This is a genomic window from Kineococcus sp. AC630 (assembly GCF_979255925.1).
Genome location: NZ_CEEDMJ010000006.1, coordinates 103945 through 121470 on the forward strand (window position 1 = coordinate 103945; position 17526 = coordinate 121470).

Annotated in this window: 16 protein-coding genes; 10 read left to right on the top strand and 6 right to left on the bottom strand. The window is 72.5% G+C overall.

The window, feature by feature from the left end:
- Nucleotides 1-43 precede the first annotated feature (43 nt).
- Nucleotides 44-1204: an ROK family protein gene (locus AC0I8G_RS08345; protein WP_471729489.1), complete on the top strand. Its 1161-nt coding sequence runs from the start codon at nucleotides 44-46 to the stop codon at nucleotides 1202-1204.
- Here the strand turns inward: AC0I8G_RS08345 and panB are convergent.
- Nucleotides 1201-2022: a 3-methyl-2-oxobutanoate hydroxymethyltransferase gene (gene panB / locus AC0I8G_RS08350; RefSeq protein ID WP_471729490.1), complete on the bottom strand. Its 822-nt coding sequence runs from the start codon at nucleotides 2020-2022 to the stop codon at nucleotides 1201-1203. The genes AC0I8G_RS08345 and panB overlap by 4 nt on opposite strands.
- 1 nt (nucleotide 2023) lies before the next feature.
- Entirely contained in the window at nucleotides 2024-3826 is a 1803-nt protein-coding gene (locus tag AC0I8G_RS08355; protein WP_471729491.1) for an NAD+ synthase, read from the bottom strand.
- A 285-nt stretch (nucleotides 3827-4111) separates the two neighbouring features.
- On the opposite strand from AC0I8G_RS08355, the gene AC0I8G_RS08360 reads away from it, so the two are divergent.
- The 3 genes from AC0I8G_RS08360 (at nucleotide 4112) to AC0I8G_RS08370 (ending at nucleotide 9824) form a co-directional block, all read left to right on the top strand.
- Nucleotides 4112-5065: a hypothetical protein gene (locus AC0I8G_RS08360; RefSeq protein ID WP_471729492.1), complete on the top strand. Its 954-nt coding sequence runs from the start codon at nucleotides 4112-4114 to the stop codon at nucleotides 5063-5065.
- A gap of 254 nt (nucleotides 5066-5319) precedes the next feature.
- A complete protein-coding gene (locus AC0I8G_RS08365; protein WP_328295586.1) occupies nucleotides 5320-6663 on the top strand; it encodes a glutamine synthetase family protein in 1344 nt (447 codons plus the stop codon).
- Nucleotides 6660-9824 carry a bifunctional [glutamine synthetase] adenylyltransferase/[glutamine synthetase]-adenylyl-L-tyrosine phosphorylase gene (locus AC0I8G_RS08370; RefSeq protein ID WP_471729493.1) on the top strand — a complete coding sequence of 1055 codons (3165 nt, stop codon included), beginning with the start codon at nucleotides 6660-6662 and terminating at the stop codon, nucleotides 9822-9824. Before AC0I8G_RS08365 ends, AC0I8G_RS08370 begins: the two co-directional genes overlap by 4 nt.
- Nucleotide 9825: 1 nt before the next feature.
- Here the strand turns inward: AC0I8G_RS08370 and fgd are convergent, their stop codons facing one another.
- Nucleotides 9826-10848, bottom strand: coding sequence for a glucose-6-phosphate dehydrogenase (coenzyme-F420) (gene fgd / locus AC0I8G_RS08375; protein WP_471729494.1), 1023 nt, complete (start codon nucleotides 10846-10848; stop codon nucleotides 9826-9828).
- Between the two features lie 206 nt (nucleotides 10849-11054).
- On the opposite strand from fgd, the gene AC0I8G_RS08380 reads away from it, so the two are divergent.
- From AC0I8G_RS08380 to AC0I8G_RS08390, 3 genes are all read left to right on the top strand, one after another.
- On the top strand, nucleotides 11055-11315 hold the full coding sequence (locus AC0I8G_RS08380; protein ID WP_471729495.1) for a hypothetical protein: 261 nt from the start codon (nucleotides 11055-11057) through the stop codon (nucleotides 11313-11315).
- A 72-nt stretch (nucleotides 11316-11387) separates the two neighbouring features.
- Nucleotides 11388-12410, top strand: a complete 1023-nt coding sequence (locus tag AC0I8G_RS08385) for an acetamidase/formamidase family protein (RefSeq protein WP_328295589.1) — start codon at nucleotides 11388-11390, stop codon at nucleotides 12408-12410.
- 11 nt (nucleotides 12411-12421) lie between these two features.
- Nucleotides 12422-13180, top strand: coding sequence for an SDR family NAD(P)-dependent oxidoreductase (locus AC0I8G_RS08390; protein ID WP_328295590.1), 759 nt, complete (start codon nucleotides 12422-12424; stop codon nucleotides 13178-13180).
- A 3-nt stretch (nucleotides 13181-13183) separates the two neighbouring features.
- Here AC0I8G_RS08390 and AC0I8G_RS08395 read toward each other — a convergent pair whose 3' ends face one another.
- From AC0I8G_RS08395 to AC0I8G_RS08405, 3 genes are all read right to left on the bottom strand, one after another.
- Nucleotides 13184-14038 carry a hypothetical protein gene (locus AC0I8G_RS08395; RefSeq protein WP_471729496.1) on the bottom strand — a complete coding sequence of 285 codons (855 nt, stop codon included), beginning with the start codon at nucleotides 14036-14038 and terminating at the stop codon, nucleotides 13184-13186.
- Nucleotides 14039-14096: 58 nt separating this feature from the next.
- Nucleotides 14097-14903: a right-handed parallel beta-helix repeat-containing protein gene (locus AC0I8G_RS08400; protein WP_380260128.1), complete on the bottom strand. Its 807-nt coding sequence runs from the start codon at nucleotides 14901-14903 to the stop codon at nucleotides 14097-14099.
- A 78-nt stretch (nucleotides 14904-14981) separates the two neighbouring features.
- On the bottom strand, nucleotides 14982-15905 hold the full coding sequence (locus tag AC0I8G_RS08405; RefSeq protein WP_471729497.1) for a discoidin domain-containing protein: 924 nt from the start codon (nucleotides 15903-15905) through the stop codon (nucleotides 14982-14984).
- A 379-nt stretch (nucleotides 15906-16284) separates the two neighbouring features.
- Here AC0I8G_RS08405 and AC0I8G_RS08410 point away from each other — a divergent pair, with 379 nt between their 5' ends.
- The 3 genes from AC0I8G_RS08410 to AC0I8G_RS08420 all read left to right on the top strand — a co-directional run bounded on the left by AC0I8G_RS08410 (nucleotide 16285) and on the right by AC0I8G_RS08420 (nucleotide 17394).
- A complete protein-coding gene (locus AC0I8G_RS08410; RefSeq protein ID WP_471729498.1) occupies nucleotides 16285-16485 on the top strand; it encodes a hypothetical protein in 201 nt (66 codons plus the stop codon).
- 79 nt (nucleotides 16486-16564) lie between these two features.
- Nucleotides 16565-17047, top strand: a complete 483-nt coding sequence (locus AC0I8G_RS08415) for a DUF6907 domain-containing protein (RefSeq protein WP_471729499.1) — start codon at nucleotides 16565-16567, stop codon at nucleotides 17045-17047.
- Nucleotides 17044-17394 (top strand): hypothetical protein, encoded by a 351-nt coding sequence (locus AC0I8G_RS08420; protein WP_471729500.1) that lies wholly within the window; start codon nucleotides 17044-17046, stop codon nucleotides 17392-17394. Before AC0I8G_RS08415 ends, AC0I8G_RS08420 begins: the two co-directional genes overlap by 4 nt.
- Nucleotides 17395-17526 lie beyond the last annotated feature (132 nt).

Genomic DNA, 17526 nt, shown 5'->3' on the forward strand with positions numbered 1-17526 from the left:
CCGTGGCTAAAGTGTGCCCAGCGTCGAGGGGAGGGGTCAAGGGGTGACGACGACGGGTTCCACCGCCGGGTCGGTGACCCGCCGCCTGCGCGACGACAACGCGCGCGCCGTGCTCCTGCACGTCTGGGACCTGCCGCCCGGCGCCGCCGTCACGGGCAGCGACCTGATCGCCGTGACGGGACTCTCCCGGGCGACGGTCCACGACGTGTGCGACGAGCTCATCGACCGCGGCTGGCTGCGGGAACTGGAGAACGAGCGCTCCACCGGGACCTACACGAAGGGGCGCCCTGCCCGTCGGTACGGGTTCGACGCCCGCGCCGCGGCGGTCGTCGGGATCGACGCGGGAGAGCACCGGATCTCGGTGCGGGTCACCGACCTGCGGGGTGCCCCGCTGGCGGCGGTCGAGCGGGTCGTCGACCAGGTCGCCGGCCGGACCCCGGTCGCGCACCGGATCACCGCCCTCGACGAGGTCCTCCGGGAGGCGTGCGCGGCGGCGGGCTCCCCCCGGGTGCTGGCCGTCTCGGTCGGGGTCCCGGCCCCGGTGGGGGTCGACGGGCGGACCGTCGGCACGGACAACCCCTTCTGGGCGTTCACCAACCCCGACCTCGCCGGCGTCCTCGGCGACCGGTTCGGCTGGCCCGTCCTCGTCGAGAACGACGCGAACCTCGCGGCGCTGGCCGAGGGCTGGTGCGGGGCCGGGGCCGGTCTGGCGCACCAGGTCACGGTGCTCGCCGGGGAACGCATCGGGGCCGGCGTCGTCGACGACGGGCGGCTGCTGCGCGGGGTGCGCGGTGGGGTGGGGGAGATGCGCTACCTCGACATCGTCGAGGGGGTCGGGTCCTCGGCGGGTCTCGGCAAGGTGCTGCGCGACCTCGGCGGGACGGAGGAGGCCGCCGACGTCCTGGCGGCCGCACGGGCCGGTGGGCTCGTCGCGACCGCGCAGGTCGAGATCGCCGGACTGCGCCTGACGCGGATCGTCGTCACGCTCGTGAGCCTGTTCGACCCCGAACGGGTGATCCTGGCCGGCGGCGCGGCGTCACCGGCGCTCGTCGAGGTCGTGAACCGGGAACTGCCCTCGTTCCTCGACCTGCCGCGCCCCCGCGTGGTCGCCTCGACGCTGGGTCGCGACGTCGTCGTCCTGGGTGCGCTGCGGCGCGCCCTGGACCACGTGCGCGGCGAGGCCCTCTCGCTGCGCCTCGACTAGAAGGAGTGGCCCGGCCCGGGGAAGGAGCCGTCGCGGACCTCGGCGGCGTAGGCGCGGGCCCCGTCGAGCAGCGCGGTGCGGACGTCGGCGAACTTCTTCACGAACGACGCGGTGCGCTCCGTCAGGCCTGCGAAGTCCTGCCAGACCAGGACCTGACCATCGGTGCCGCTGCCGGCCCCGATGCCCACCGTCGGGACGGCCAGGGTCTTGGTGACCTGTTCCGCGACGTCGGCCGGGACCATCTCCATGAGCACCGCGAAGGCGCCCGCCTCGGCCAGCGCGCGGGCGTCGGTGAGGACCCGGTCGGCCGCGTCGCCGCGGCCCTGGACCCGGTACCCGCCGAGGGCGTGCTCGGACTGGGGGGTGAACCCGATGTGCGCCATCACCGGGATGCCGGCGTCGACGACGGCCCGGACCCGGCCGGCGCGCTGCGCGCCGCCCTCGAACTTCACCGCGTGGGCGCCGCCCTCCTTCATCATCCGCACCGCGGAGGTCACCGCGAGCTCGTCGGAGGCCTCGTAGGAGCCGAAGGGCAGGTCGGCCACGACGAAGGCGTGCGGGGCGCCCGCGACGACGGCCCGCACCAGCGGCAGCAGCTGGTCGATGGTCACCGGGATCGTCGTCGCCATCCCGAACACGGTGTTGGCGGCGGAGTCGCCCACGAGCAGCGCCGGGATCCCCGCCTCGTCGAAGACCGCCGCGGTCATCGCGTCGTAGCTGGTCAGCATCGACCACTTCTCGCCCGCGTCCTTCCACTGCTGGAAGTGGTGGATGCGGGTTCGGCGCCGTTTCGCGGGCGCCTCGGTGGCGTAGGCCATGTCAGTTCCGTCCCAACGGCGAATCGGTCTTGACCTCGACCGGCGGCGTCAGCGTCGCCGACGCCGCCGGTTCGCGCCAGCGGTTCGTGATGGGCAGGCGCCGGTCCCGTCCGAACGCCTTGTAGGAGATCTTCGGCCCGGGTGCGAACTGGCGCCGCTTCCACTCCGCGCGGTCGACGAGGGTGACGACGGAGTCCACGACCGTGGGGTCGAAACCCGCCTCGAGCATGTCCGCGCGGCCCTTGTCGCCCTCGACGTAGTCCTCGAGGATCGCGTCGAGGATCTCGTAGGGCGGCAACGAGTCCTGGTCGGTCTGGTCCGGGCGCAGTTCCGCCGACGGGGGTTTGGTGATGGTGTTCTCGGGGATCGGTGGCTGCTCGCCCCGCGAGGCCGCGTCGGCGTTGCGCCAGTTCGACAGGTCCCACACCAGCGTCTTGGGGACGTCCTTCAACGGCGCGTAGCCGCCCACGGAGTCGCCGTACAGCGTCGAGTACCCCACGGCGAGCTCGCTCTTGTTGCTCGTCGCCAGGGTCAGGTGACCCTCCTGGTTCGCGAGTCCCATGATCGTCGTCCCGCGCACCCGGGCCTGCAGGTTCTCCTCCGCGACCCCTTGCAGCGGAACGGTTCCGAGGAAGGCGTCGACCATCGGGGCGATCGGGTACTGCCGGTACTCGAAACCGCAGCGGGTCGCGAGGTCCTCGGCGTCGTCCTTGGAGTGCTGGCTGGAGTACCCCGACGGCAACGAGATCCCGACGACGTTCTCCGGACCGATCGCGTCGCAGGCCAGGCTCGCGACGAGCGCGGAGTCGATGCCCCCGGAGACCGCGATCACGACGGAACGGAAACCGTTCTTGCGCACGTAGTCGCGCAGCCCCAGCACCAGCGCCGCGTGCACGTCGGCCACGTCGGGCAGCGGCTCCAGGACCGGGGAGACGGTGGGCTGGTAGGCCGGGACGAGGTCCGCGCTGATCGTCGCGCGCTGGATGTTCTCCTCCCAGCCCGGCGTCTTCACCCCCTCGGGGACCTCGAGGTCGACGACGACGAGTTCCTCGCGGAACTGCGGGCCGCGGGCGAGGACGGTGCCCTCGGGCGCCACGACGAGGGAGTCGCCGTCGAAGACGAGTTCGTCCTGACCGCCGACGGCGTTGACGTAGGCGATGGGGCAGCCGGCCTCCGCCGCGCGCCGTGCGACGAGTTCCAGGCGGACGTCGTCCTTGTTGCGTTCGTAGGGTGAGGCGTTGATGACCGCGAGCAGTCCCGCCCCGGCGTCACCGGCCATCTGCACCGGTCCGCCGTCCTGCCAGAGGTCCTCGCAGATCGCGATGGCCACGTCGACACCCTTGACCCGGACCACGAGGAGGTCGTCGCCCGGGACGAAGATCCGGTACTCGTCGAAGACGCCGTAGTTGGGCAGGTGGTGCTTCGCGTAGCGCGCCACGACGCGCCCGCCGTGCAGCACGGCCGCGCAGTTCTGCGGCAGACCCTTGGGCCGTCCCGCCGTCGCCGGCCGGGTGTCCTCCCCGGCCCGGTCGACGTAGCCGACCACGACCGCCACGTCGCCGTGACCGTCGTCGGCGAGCTCGCGCGCCAACCGCTTCACGGCCTGCTTGGAGGCGTCCACGAAGGACGTGCGCAGCGCGAGGTCCTCCACCGGGTACCCCGTGACGGCGGTCTCGGGGAACAGCACCAGGTGCGCCCCCTCCTGCGCCGCCCGCCGCGTCCACGCGCGGATGGCCGCGACGTTGCCGTCGAGGTCACCGACCGTCGTGTCGATCTGGGCCATGGCCACCCGCAGCTGAGGCATGGGGTCAGCGTAGTGAGCGCGGCGAGGGGCGGTTGCCCAGGTGCACGGGTGGCTCACCACCCGCCCCGTCCCACCCATCGGTGTCACCACCCTCGTGAGGTGTGGAGTGAGGTGTCGGTGCGACGGATCGGCTGCCCCGGCGCCCACTTCGTCGCACCGACACCTCACTCCACGAGGTCGGCCCGGACGTCACCGCGGTGTCCACAGGGCGTCCCGCCGCCGGGCCGTCCACAGCGTGGGCCGGACAGGCGGGACGACGGGCGGAACCACGCGCACCCTCAGCACGTGTCCTGGATCCCCGACTCCCTGCGCCCCGTCCTGCACGAGCAGCACGGCCTGCTCACCCGGCGACAGCTCTACGGCGCGGGGGTGAGCACGCACCAGATCCGCTGGGCCCTCGGCCGGCGGTGGCGGCTCGTGCACGGCAGCGTCGTCGCGACGACCACGGGCCGACTCGATCCGGCGCAGAAGCTGGTGGCGGCCCAGCTGTTCGCCGGTCCGGGCGCGCAGATCGGCTCCACCACCGCGGCCCGGTACTTCGGACTCACCTCGGTGCCGGAGGACGGGGTGCGACGCTTGTTCGTGCCCTGGGGGGCGAAGAGTCGCGAACGTCCCGGGGTGTCGGTCCGTCGGACGCGACGACCCGATCCCCACGAGTGGTCCAGAGGCCCGCTGGCCTTCACCTCACCCCCGCGCACCGTCGTCGACGCGGCCCGTCAGCTGCGCGGCGACGCCGTCCGGGCCGTGGTGTTCGAGGCCGTGCAGCGGCGGTTCGTGACGGTGGACCAACTCTCCGCGGAGGTGGAGGCCGGGGCGGTGCGGGGGAGCGCCGCCGTCCGGGCCGCCGTCCAGGAGGTCTCCGGCGGCGCCTGGTCCCTGCCCGAGAGCGAGCTCGCCGACCTGCTCGCCTCCAGCTCCCTCCTCCCCACCGTGCTGCTCAACCCGGTCCTCACCACGATCGCCGGTGAGACCCTCCCCAGCCCGGACGGGTTCGTCGACGAGGTGGGCCTGGCGCTGCAGGTGCACTCCCGCAGCCACCACTTCGCCGAGGAGGACTGGGAGTGGACGCTGCGCACCGACACCGCACTGGGAACGGCGGGCGTACCGGTGATGGCGTTCTCGCCGCGCACCCTGCGGACGGACGGTCGCCGGGTCCTCCGGGCGGTCGAGCGCGCCTACCTCGCCCTGCGCCGGGCGACGCGCCCTGCCGTGGTGGCGCGTCCGCGGCTGACCGTCTGAGGGGACCGGGTCGTGGAGTGAGGCGTGGGTGTCCCGAACCAGGCGTTCTGGCGACCACTTCGGCACACCCACACCTCACTCCACGCGTCCGCGCGTGGTGACACCGGTGGGTGCGACCCGTGGTGACCCCGATGGGTGCGACAGGCGGGCGCGGCGGGGTGTGCGTCCCCCCGGGGGTGGGGGTGCGCGATGATGAGGCCGGGGCCGGCGACGACCGCCGACGGCCCGGCGAGGGAAGCGACGGAAAGGGTGCCATGGACCGCCAGCAGGAGTTCGTGCTGCGGACGCTGGAGGAGCGGGACATCCGCTTCGTCCGGCTCTGGTTCACCGACGTCATCGGGACGTTGAAGTCGGTGGCGATCGCACCCGCCGAGCTCGAAGGAGCCTTCGGCGAGGGGATCGGGTTCGACGGTTCCGCGATCGAGGGACTCTCGCGGGTGTCGGAGTCCGACATGCTGCTCAAGCCCGAGCCGTCGACGTTCCAGGTGCTGCCCTGGCGCGCCAGCGACGAGCACCAGGGCACGGCCCGCATCTTCTGCGACATCCTCACCCCGGACGGGCAGCCGGCGCGCTCGGACCCGCGGTTCGTGCTCAAGCGCGCCCTCGACCGCGCGGCGCAGCAGGGCTACACCTTCTACACCCACCCCGAGATCGAGTTCTACCTCTTCAAGACCCCCCTGGAACGCGGGGCGGTGCCCGAACCCGTCGACTACGTCGGCTACTTCGACAACCACCCGGGCAGCACCACCACCGACTTCCGCCGCACGGCGATCTCGACGTTGGAGAGCATGGGCATCTCCGTCGAGTTCAGCCACCACGAGGGCGGGCCGGGGCAGAACGAGATCGACCTGCGCTACGCCGACGCCCTCACCACGGCCGACAACATCATGACCTTCCGCACCGTCCTCAAGGAGGTCGCGGGCGACCAGGGCGTGTACGCCAGCTTCATGCCCAAACCCCTCGCCGGGGAACCGGGTTCGGGCATGCACACCCACCTGTCCCTCTTCGACGGCGACGCCAACGCCTTCTACGAGGCCGGTGCGGAGTACCAGCTCTCCCGCACCGGGCGGCAGTTCATCGCCGGCATCCTCCGCCACGCGGCCGAGATCACCGCCGTGACGAACCAGTTCGTCAACTCCTACAAGCGGCTCTGGTCCGGGGGCGAGGCCCCCAGCTACGTCTGCTGGGGCCACAACAACCGCTCCGCGCTCGTCCGGGTGCCGATGTACAAACCCTCCAAGGGCCAGTCGGTGCGCATCGAGTACCGCGCGCTGGACTCCGCGGCCAACCCCTACCTCGCCTTCGCGCTGCTGCTCACCGCCGGGCTCAAGGGCATCGAGGAGGGCTACGACCTGCCCGACGGCGCCGAGGACGACGTCTGGTCCCTCACCGACGCCGAACGCCGCTCGATGGGCATCGAACCGCTCCCGCAGAGCCTCGAGCACGCCATCGCCGTCATGGAGAAGTCCGAACTCGTCGCCGAGGCCCTCGGCGAAGGGGTGTTCGACTACTTCCTGCGCAACAAGCGCCAGGAGTGGGCCGACTACCGCTCGCAGGTGACCCCCTTCGAGCTCAAGCGGTACCTGCCCCTGCTGTGAGCACCACACCGGGCGGCACGCGCGGACGCCGCTCCTCCGCCACCGCGCAACTGGTCCGGGCCGGGTTCGCCGACCCGGACCGGGCCGCACGGCTGCTGCGCGACCCGGCGCTGCGGGGCGTCGTCCGCGACGTGGATGACGTGGCCGCCGACGGCGAGTTCACCGACTCCACCGGTGAGCTCGTCCGGTCGCTGGCCCGCACGGCCGACCCGGACCAGGCCCTGCTCGGCCTGGTCCGGTGGGCCGAGTCCCTCACCGCCGGGTTCGACCGCAGCTCCGCCTCCCACGAGGTCGAGGGGATCGCCGCCGCGCTCGACCTCCTGCGCGGCGACCACGTGCCCGAGGTCGTCGGGACCCGCGCCCGTCTCCTCGCCGTCCTCGGCGGCTCGATGGCGCTGGGCGACCACCTGGTGCGCCACCCCCGGCACTGGACGGTCCTCGCCGCCGCGACCCCGCCCGACGCCGGGGAACTGCGCGCCGAACTGCTCGCCGCCATCGGTGCGAACGCCGACGACCCGGTCCCGGTCGCCACGACGGGCCGTTCCGGACGGACCCCCACCGACGCGCTGCGGGTCGCCTACCGCCGCCGCCTCCTCGGCCTCGCCGGACGCGACCTCGCCTCCGCCGACCCGCTCACCGTCCTGCCCGTCACCTCCGCCGAACTCGCCGACCTCGCCGCCGCGGCCCTCGAGGCGGCGCTCGCGATCGCCCGTGCGGAACTGCCCGACCACGACCCGGGCGAGGAACCCGGGTCCTGGCGCGCCTGCCGCCTGGCTGTCCTGGGGATGGGCAAGACCGGCGGGCGGGAACTGAACTACCTCTCCGACGTCGACGTCGTCTACGTGGCCGAGCCCGCGCCCGGGGCCGCCGAGGACGACGCGCTCGCCGTCGGCGCCAAGCTCGCCGTCGCGCTGCAACGCATCTGCTCCGAACCCACCGGTGAGGGATCGTTGTGGGAGGTCGACGCGGCGTTGCGCCCGGAGGGGAAGTCCGGGTCGCTGGTCCGCACCCTGGACAGCCACGTCGAGTACTACCGCCGGTGGGCCAAGACGTGGGAGTTCCAGGCCCTGCTCAAGGCCCGGCCCGTCGCCGGGGACCTCGAGCTGGGGTGGGCCTACATCTCCGCCATCGCGCCGATGGTCTGGAGCGCCAGCGAACGCGAGGGTTTCGTCGCCGACGTGCAGTCGATGCGGCGCCGCGTCGAGGCGCTCATCCCCTCCAAGGAGGCCGACCGGCAGCTGAAGCTCGGCGCCGGTGGTCTGCGCGACGTCGAGTTCAGCATCCAGCTGCTGCAGATGGTCCACGGTCGCAGCGACGAACGCCTGCGCCGCAGCGCGAACACCCTCGAGGCCCTCGACTCCCTCGCCGCCTACGGCTACGTCGGACGCCACGACGCCGGTGAGCTCGACCGCGACTACCGGCTGCTGCGGTCGTTGGAGCACCGCATCCAGGTGCACCGGTTGCGGCGCACCCACGTCATGCCCACGGGGGAGGCGGACCTCCGACGGCTGGGACGCTCCCTGGGCCTGCGACCCGACCCGGTGAAGGCGCTCGACGAGGTGTGGCGCGGAACCCGGCGCGACGTCCGCCGCCTGCACGAGAAGCTGTTCTACCGGCCGTTGCTGACGGCCGTCGCGAAACTGCCCGCCGCCGACGCCCGCATCGACGCGCAGCTCAGCCCGCAGGCCGCCCGCGAACGCCTCGCCGCCCTCGGCTACCGCGACCCGGCCGTGGCGCTGCGCCACCTCGAGGCGCTGACCTCCGGGGTGAGCCGGCGCGCGAGCATCCAGCGCACCCTGCTGCCCGTCATGCTCGGCTGGTTCGCCGACGGCGCGGACCCCGACGCCGGGTTGCTCGCCTTCCGCCAGGTGTCCGAGGCGCTCGCCGGTACCCAGTGGTACCTGACCATGCTGCGCGACGCGGGCGCCGCCGCGGAACGTCTGGCGTACGTGCTCTCCGCGGCCCGGTTGCCGGTGGAACTGCTGCTGCGCTCCCCGGAGGCGGTCGCGGTGTTCGCGGGGGAGGACCGGCTCGCGGCCGAGGACGTCTCCGAGGTCATCGCCGACGCGGAGGCCGCCGCCCGTCGCCGCGAGGACGTCGGCGCCGCCGTCCTCGCCGCCCGCGGGGTCCGTCGCCGGGAGCAGTTCCGCACCGTCGTGGCCGACCTCGTCGGGGTCCGCGACCTCGCGGGCGTCGGGCAGGCGCTGAGCGACGCCGACCAGGCCGTCCTCGAGGTGGCGCTCGGGTTGAGCGTGCGGGCGGTGGAACGCCGGCGCGGTGAGCAACTGCCGACGAAGGTCGTCGTGGTCGGGATGGGCCGTCTCGGCGCGGGGGAGACCGGCTACGGCAGCGACGCGGACGTGCTGTTCGTGCACGACCCCCTGCCCGGTGCGGACGAGACGAAGGCCCAGCAGGCCGCCACCGAGGTCGTGGGGGAACTGCGCAGGTCGCTCGGGGCGCCGGGCCCGGAACCCGCCCTCGAGGTCGACGCGGACCTGCGCCCGGAAGGCCGCAACGGCCCGCTCGTGCGGTCGTTGTCGAGCTACCGCGCCTACTACGAACGCTGGTCCCTGTCGTGGGAGGCGCAGGCGCTGCTGCGCGCTCGTCCCGTCGCCGGGGACGCCGACCTCGGCGAGGCGTTCCTCGAGCTCATCGACCCGTTGCGCTGGCCCGCAGGGGGCCTGGCCGAGGCCGACGTGCGCGAGGTCCGGCGCATCAAGGCCCGCGTCGAGGCGGAACGCCTGCCCCGTGGAGCCGACCCGTCGCGGCACCTGAAACTGGGCCGCGGGGGGATCTCCGACGTCGAGTGGACCGCGCAACTGCTGCAGCTGCAGCACGCCGCCGAGCACGAGGGGCTGCGGACGACGTCGACGCCCCGGGCGTTGCGGGCCGCCGTCCAGGCCGGCCTCCTCGCCGCGGACGACGCCGACGTGCTGCTCACCGCGTGGGACCTCGCGTCCCGTGCGCGCAACGCCGTCGCCCTGTGGCGGGGGAAGTCCGGGGACTCCCTGCCCACCCAGGCCCGCGACCTCGACGGCGTCGCCCGCATGTTCGGGTTCGAACCCGGCAGTTCCCGGGAGTTCGAGGAGCTGTACCTGCGGACGACCCGTCGCTGCCGCGCCGTCGTCGAACGCGTCTTCTACGGCCGCGAGGAGTCCTGACTCAGGGACGCAGGAGGGGCACGACGTCGGCGCTGAACTGGGTCAGGAACCGCGACTGGTCCTGGCCGGGGGCGTGGAAGACGAGGTGGGTGAACCCCGCGTCGACGTAACCCTGCACGGCGGCGGCGACCTCGGCGGGGTCGGAGGAGACGATCCAGCGCTTGGCGACCTGCTCGATGGGCAGTTCGTCGGCGAGACGGGCCATCTCGACGGGGTCGTGGACGGAGGCCTTCTGCTCCTGCGTCAAGGACAACGGAGCCCAGAACCGGGTGTTCTCCAGCGCCCGGGCGGGGTCCTCGTCGAAGGACAGCTTGATCTCGATGGTCCGGTCGATCTGCTGCTCGGTGCGACCCGAGGCCTCCAGACCCTCCTTCAGCGCGGGCAGGAGGGTCTCGGAGTAGAGGTCCATGCCCTTGCCGGAGGTGCAGATGTAGCCGTCACCGGCGCGGCCGGCGTACTTCGTGACGCCGGGGCCGCCGCCGGCGATGTAGATCGGGACGGGCTGCTCGGGACGGTCGTAGACCGTCGCGTCGCGCAGGGTGTAGTAGTCGCCCTCGAAGGTGACGCGTTCCTCGCTCCAGAGCTTCTTGATGAGACGAACGGCTTCGCGCATCCGGGCGAAGCGTTCCTTGATCTCGGGGAAGTCCGCGCCCACGGCGGTCTCGTTGAGGGCCTCACCCGTGCCGATGCCGAGGATCGCGCGGCCCGGGGCGAGGCAGCCCAGCGTCGCGAAGGCCTGGGCGATGACGGCCGGGTTGTAGCGCAGCGTCGGGGTCAGGACGCTGGTGCCGAGCTGGACGCGGGACGTCTTCGCCGCGACCCACGGCAGCCAGACGAGGGCGGCGGGGGCGTGGCCGTCGACGTGTCGCCACGGCTGGAAGTGGTCGGAGATCCACACCGAGTCCAGACCCTGCTCCTCGGCCTGGACGGCGAAGTCGGCGAGCTCGCCGGGCGCGAACTGCTCCGCGGACGCCTTGTACCCCAGCTTCAAGGGTTGACCGTGCGTGTCCACCGTCTGGCTCACCGTGTTCCCACCTCTCGTCGTCCCGGACGACACCTCCGCGCGTCCGTGCGGACCCAACCTAATCCGCCCCCGGGGCGACGCCCGTCCGGGTGGTGATCCGCGTGAACGCCCGCCGCGGGCGCTCCGGCGCCGACAGGGTCCCACCGCCCGCCTCCGGGTCCCCGCAGCCGACACCCCGGGACGTTCCGGGATCCGCACCGTGCCCTGTGATCCTCCCCCTCCTCGGCGGGATCGCCTGGCTGGTCGCCGGCCGCCCCGGCCGCCACCCGCAGCGCGAGGGGGTCTGGTCCTCCCACCGCACCGGGTTCCCCGAGGACGAACGTCCCCGCCGGGCCTCCACCGCCGACCACGACGCGAGCCTCGATCAGGAACTCGTGCGGGAACTCGCCCGGGTCGACGCCGAGTTCGACGAGGCCGTGCGGCGCTCGCGGGCCCGGTCCGAGGGCACCCGGCCTCCCGAGTCGTGAGTCGAGGTCTTCCGTCGGGACGGCAAGTGCGGTAGAAGATCATCGACCGCAACCGTTTCCGAGTGGAGGACCGTGCACCCCGACGTCGAGATCGTGGAGTTCACCCCGACCCCCGAGCAGTACGCCTGGACGTTCGGCGGGGTCGCGCCGGTGATGACCGTGCGTCCCGGGACGGCTCTGCGGTTGTGGAGCGACGACGCCTTCTGCGGGAGGCTGCGTTCCGTCGCGGACCTGCCCGGCGCCTCGCTGCAGATGCCGTTCGTCAACCCGCAGACCGGGCCGTTCTTCGTCGAGGGCGCCGAACCGGGCGACACCCTGGTCCTGCACCTGGCCGAACTGACGCCGGCCCGGACCTGGGGCGCCTCGGCGCTCATCCCGTTCTTCGGGGGGCTCACCGGCACCGACCGCACGGCCACCCTGCAGCCCGCGCTGCCCGAGCGGACCTGGATCTACCAGCTCGACTCCGCGGCCGGCACCGTCGCGTTCGAGGCCTCCGCGGGGGACTTCCGCGTCGCGCTGCCGCTCGAACCCATGCTCGGCACCATCGGGGTGGCCCCGGCGGCCGGGGAGGTCCGTTCGTCGCTGGTCCCGGACTCCTTCGGCGGCAACATGGACACCCCCGAGGCGAAGGCCGGCACGACGGTCTACCTGCGGGTCAACGTCCCCGGGGCGCTGTTCTCCCTGGGCGACGGGCACTACCGCCAGGGCGAGGGCGAGTCCTGCGGAACGGCCGTGGAGGGCGCGATGAACTCGCTCGTCCTGGTCGACCTCGTCAAGGGTTCCGCCGGGTTCCCCGCCCCGGCCTGGCCGCGGATGGAGTCCGACACCCACTGGACGGTCGTGGGTTCCTCCCGCCCGCTCGAGGATGCCTGGCGCATCGGCCAGGTCGAGGCGGTCGGCTGGCTCGAGGAGCTCTACGGACTGGAGACCCTCGACGCCTACCAGTTGCTCTCCCAGATCAGCGAGGTCCCGCTGGCCAACGCCGTCGACGTGAACTACAGCGTGCCGACGAAGCTCCCGAAACGCCTGCTGCCCACGCCGAAGCCCGCCTACGACGGCGCCCACGACCGGTTGCGCGCTCTCGCGCGCGGCTGAGAGGAGAACTGGTGGACCTGCAGCTGGACGGTGCCCGCGTCCTGGTGACCGGCGGGACGAAGGGGATCGGTGCGGCCATCGTCGCGGAGTTCCTGGCCGAGGGGGCCGACGTCGCGATGTGCGCGCGGACGGCCGACGACGTCGAGGCGGCCGTCGCGGCCGCGGGCGGACCGGGGACCCTGCGCGGTGCCGTCGTGGACGTCGCCCACCGGGACGAGGTGTTCGCCTGGGTGGACGACGTCGTCGCCGAACTCGGCGGGATCGACGCCGTCGTCGCGAACGTCAGCGCCATCGCCGCGGCCAACGACCAGGAGTCCTGGCGGTTGTCGCTCGACGTCGACCTCATGGGCACCGTCGCGCTGGTGGACGCCTCCCTGCCCCACCTGCGCCGCGGTGGCGGGGGGTCCATCGTGACGATCGGCAGCGTCTCCGGCCGTGAGGTCGACGCCTTCGCCGGCCCCTACGGGACGGTCAAGGCCGCGCTCGTCGCCTACACCCAGGGTCTCGCCCACCAGTTCGCCGCGGAGGGGGTGCGGGCGAACACCGTCTCGCCGGGCAACACCTACTTCGAGGGTGGGGTGTGGCAGCTGACCGAACGCAACGACCCGCAGTTCTTCGCCGAGGCCCTGGCCCTGAACCCCACCGGCCGGATGGCGACCCCCGAGGAGATCGCCCGGCCGGTGGTGTTCCTGTCCAGCCCCGCGGCCAGCTTCGTCACCGGGACGAACCTCGTGGTGGACGGTGCCCTCACCCGCGGCGTGCAGTTGTAGCGCTCAGAAGCAGGGGGCCTTCGGGAAGTCCGGGGCGGGGCCGCCCAGCACGAACACCGTGCAGCCGACGGTGGGGAGCTGGTCGGGGAACCCCTCACTGGCGATGTGCTGGTCGTTGTGGCTGAAGAACGACCGGACGACCGAGGAACCACCGCAGACGAAGTAGTCGATCCCGGTGCTGTTGTCGGCGACCACGGAGTCGGCGACGAAGACGGCGCTCTCCGAGCAACCCGCCGCGGTGCCGTTGCGGCGCAACAACGACTTCTCCACCCGGACGGGGCCACCTTCGAGGGCCTGCAGGCCGAGGCTGTTGCCGGTGACCTCGCTGACGGCCACCCGGAGTTCTCCGCCGTACTCGGCCCGAGCGCCGATGTCGTTGCCCACGAGGGCGGATCCGGTCAGTGTCGTGGCGGCACCGGCGACCTCGAGACCGAGGTCGCCGTTCCGGTTGATCTCCAGGCGGTCCAGCACCACCGTGGCCTGGGGACCCTGGTCATCGGTGGGGGGCAGGTCCGGCAGGTCGAAACCGCCGGCGTACTCGTACTCGTTCTCCGGCGTGCCGGTGTAGACGCCGACGGGGAACCCGACGACCTCGCCGTCGGAGACGGTGACCCCGTCGGCGGTCACGGAGACGCCGATCCCCGCGCTGCCGACGATGGAGTGTCCGCCGAGGTCGAGGGTGACCCCCGGGGTGTCGATGCGCAGTCCCGGACCGTCCTCGCAGTAGAGGGACTCGGTGAGCCGGGTGTCCGTGGTGAGGGCGTCCCCGCAGGCCACCGGGTCGTTCGCCGCGGCGGCGGTCCCGGCCCCGGCGAACAGCAGGGCGGGGACGAGCAGGGTGGTGGCGAGCAGTCGCACGGGGTGGTCCTCTCTCGGGTCCTCACGAGTGGTCACGGGGCGGGGAACGGTCGCGACCTCAGGGGCAGGGCACGGAGGCGGGAGCCGAGCGCCCGTCGAGGAAGCGCGTGCAGGAGAAGGCGATCTGGCGGGTCGCCAGGGCGGGATCCACGACCTGCACGTCGTTGTGGACGAAGAGGCTCCCCGCCACCGACGAACCGGTGCACCCGCTCACGCGCACCGCGGTCCCGCTGTCGAGGACGACCGAGCGCCGTACGTGCAGCGTCCCGGCGTCGCAGTCCAGCGCCCACTGGTTGCTGCGGACCGTGGAGTCCGTGATGCGCACCTCGCCACCGTCGTAGGCGGAGACCGCGGTCGGGTTGCGGGCCAGGTCGGAGCCCTCGACCGAGACGACGCCGTCGCCTTCGGCGAGGACGCCCCGGGAGTTGGCTCGCACCTGCGAGTCGCGCAGGACCGCCTCGCCGTCGCTGTCGATCCCGGTGATGTTGCGCAGCAACGTGACCCGCTCGACGGTCGCCGAGGCGCCGCCCAGCACGGAGATCCCCTCGCCGAAGGCGGTGACGGTCCCGCCACGTACGACGACGTCACGTCCCTGGACGAGGACCCCGGACCAGCCGCCGCCGACGATGCGGTGCCCCGCCAGGTCGAGGACGACGCCGTTCCCTCGGACGACGAGTCCGTTCCCCGCGTCGGGACAGACCAGGTCCTCGGTCAGCGTGGTGTCGACGGTGAGTCCGGCCCCGCAGGTCAGGTGGGCGGCTGCGTGGGCCGGAGCCGCCGAGAGGGACAGCGCCCCGAGGGCGAGGACGAAACCCGCGGTCCGCAGGCTCCGGGTCCGAGAACCCTGGCCGGTGCGTCGTCGCACGGTGTCCCACCTCCACGTCGCAGCGTTGTGAGTACTGACAGTACCCACAACACCACACGCCGTGGAGTTTCTGGGAGATCAGGCGTTGACGAACTGCACGTCGCTGATGGCCGTGCGGTCGAAGCGCCCACCCGCGCCCGGCCGGGTCACGGAGTCGACGGTGAGGGCCACGGAACTCGCCTCCACCGCGGGGACCGGCACGCGTTGCAGGGCACGGTCGCCGTCGCGCAACTGTTGCTGCACCGTCACGGGTCCGGTCGGGGTGGTGAACGTCCAGGTCACCGCGAGGACGCGCCGGCCCTGCGTGTAGCGGTCGGTACCGTCGTGGGGGTCGACCTTCGCGAAGCCGTTCACCAGCCCGACCTCGGTGATGCGCACGGGGGAGTCGAAGGAGAACTGCAGCGTCGAACCCGAGGCGTTGCCCTCGGTGCGCCACGCCGTGCTCGGGTCGCCGTCCAGGACGTTCGCGGCCCGGTAGGTGGTCGTGCGTCCGGCGGAGTCGGCGGAGTCCGGTGACGTGCTCGGTGCGGTGACCTTCGACGGCACGAGCACACCGGTGGGGTACTGGACGGTGGGGGTGGCCTCGGCCGTCGCGGGGGGAGCGCTCACCGGCTCCGGGTCGGCGGAGGGGGTGGCCGCGGGGGTGGAGCGCGTCGGCGCCGCCTGCACCGTCGTCGTGGTGTCCTCGTCGGGTTTCAGCAGCCACCACGCGGCGATCCCCACGGCCGCGACGAGGGCGACGGAGAACACCGCGATGACCCGCCCGGCCTGGCGTCGGGAAGGACCCCGACCGTGGGACCGGGCCGCCCGGCGCGTCGGGTCCGGTCGGTGGACGACCTCGAGCCGGTCCGGCGCGGCCGCCCCGACGGCCCCGCCGCGCGGGGATCCGCACGTCCAGCAGAAGGTGTCGGCCTCGCGCATGCCTGCGCGGCAGGCCGGGCAGATCGTCGTCGTCGGCACGTCGGAGGATCCCCGTCCTTGGGTGTTCTGGGCGACTGGCACGGCGACGTCCTGTCCCCGGGAGATCACAAGATACCCCCGGCCAGGGTCCAGGGTCAGCCCCCGGGCCGGGGTGGTCGCCGGGGACGGCCGGGGTGGAGCGGAACGGACGGAGCCCCCGTCCCGACGCGGTCGGCGTCGGGACGGGGGCTCCGGGAACTCACTGCGAGATCGTGGTCCGAGGATCAGATGTCGTAGTAGAGCTCGAACTCCACGCGGACCTCCCTGGCCTGCAGCGACTCTCGATGTCCTCGTCTGACCTGCATTGATGACGTTGGGTGTGTTGTTCAGATGGGGTGGTTTGTGGGCAGCCTGCGGACTCCCTGCGGACTGAGCCGTCGCAGAGGTTGACGCGGAGCATCACGCGGAGCATCATCTTGTTGTGAGCGAGAACCCCAAGGTCCGGGACAACCGGCTACGCCGAGCAGCTGGACGCCAGGGGCTCACGATCGTCAAGAACCGCCGGCGCGACCCACGTGCCCTCGACTTCGGCCGGTGCTGGCTGACGCGAGGCGACGAGGTCGTCCTCGGCGGTGAGGACGGCGTCACGATCGAGGAGATCGAGGCGTACCTCACCAGGTAGCAAGACGGCCCCCAAGCAGCGCGCCAACGCCGCTCGGAGGCCTAGATCCCACCCGTGCTTCACCACGAGGAGACCTGTCATGGATCGTCCCACGACCATCACACCTGAACTGTCCGTCACCCAGACGGACAACATTGACGCCTGGCGCCGCGGCTACAAGGACGCCATCGCCGACCTGCGCGGCCTCGGCGTGGTCATCCCGTCGGTAGTGCCGACGGGTGCCGCCAACCAAGCCGACTGCCCGACCTGGTGCACCAACGACCACTCCACGGACGTCCTCGCGGCTGGCGAGGGCCCCGCCCACAGCCTCATCCTCTTGAACCAGACCGAGGAGAACGACGACCACGACTACCGGATGGTCCAGGTCGACTGGGCCCCGACCGAGCGGATGAACCCCTACGTCTACGCCAACTTCAACGGTGTCGAGGCCGAGCTGACCGCCCCCGAGGCGCGCTCGTTGGCCAGCGCGATGACGCGGGCCATCGCCCAGCGCGACATCACCGACGCCCTGCTGGACGCCGCGCGCATCGTGGACCGCACCACCCAGGGCGGTGCCCGATGAGCACGCGGGCCATCGCCCCGATCGTCGGCGCCGGACAGAGCACCGTGTCCGACGATCTCGCGGGGACTGACCGGATCCGGTCAGTCGAGCGGCCCGCCACCGTCACCAGCCTCGACGACGAGGACAAGGGGCTCCGTTCAGTGGAGACCCTTGGCCGCGCGAGGGTCCGCACTCACTCCGGACCCCACCTCGGCGGCTGGGAGGTCCTGGCGCTCCTCTGCTCGCTCGTGGGCGTCGTCATGGGAGTCTCGGCGCTGCTCATGTCCGGCGGGACGGCGTGGTTGCCGGTGGCCTTCCTCGTGACTGTCAATGTCGCCAACGGCTGGGTCGCCTGGTACTGGCACTGAGCGACGGGGGTACCCGCTCAGTGGGTACCCCCGTCTACAGGTCGTCTCCGGTCGATTCCTGTCGACCGGAGACGTTTTTGCCTGCAGGGCAGCGGCTACAAGTCGCCCCGATACGAACTGGACGCCAGGGTC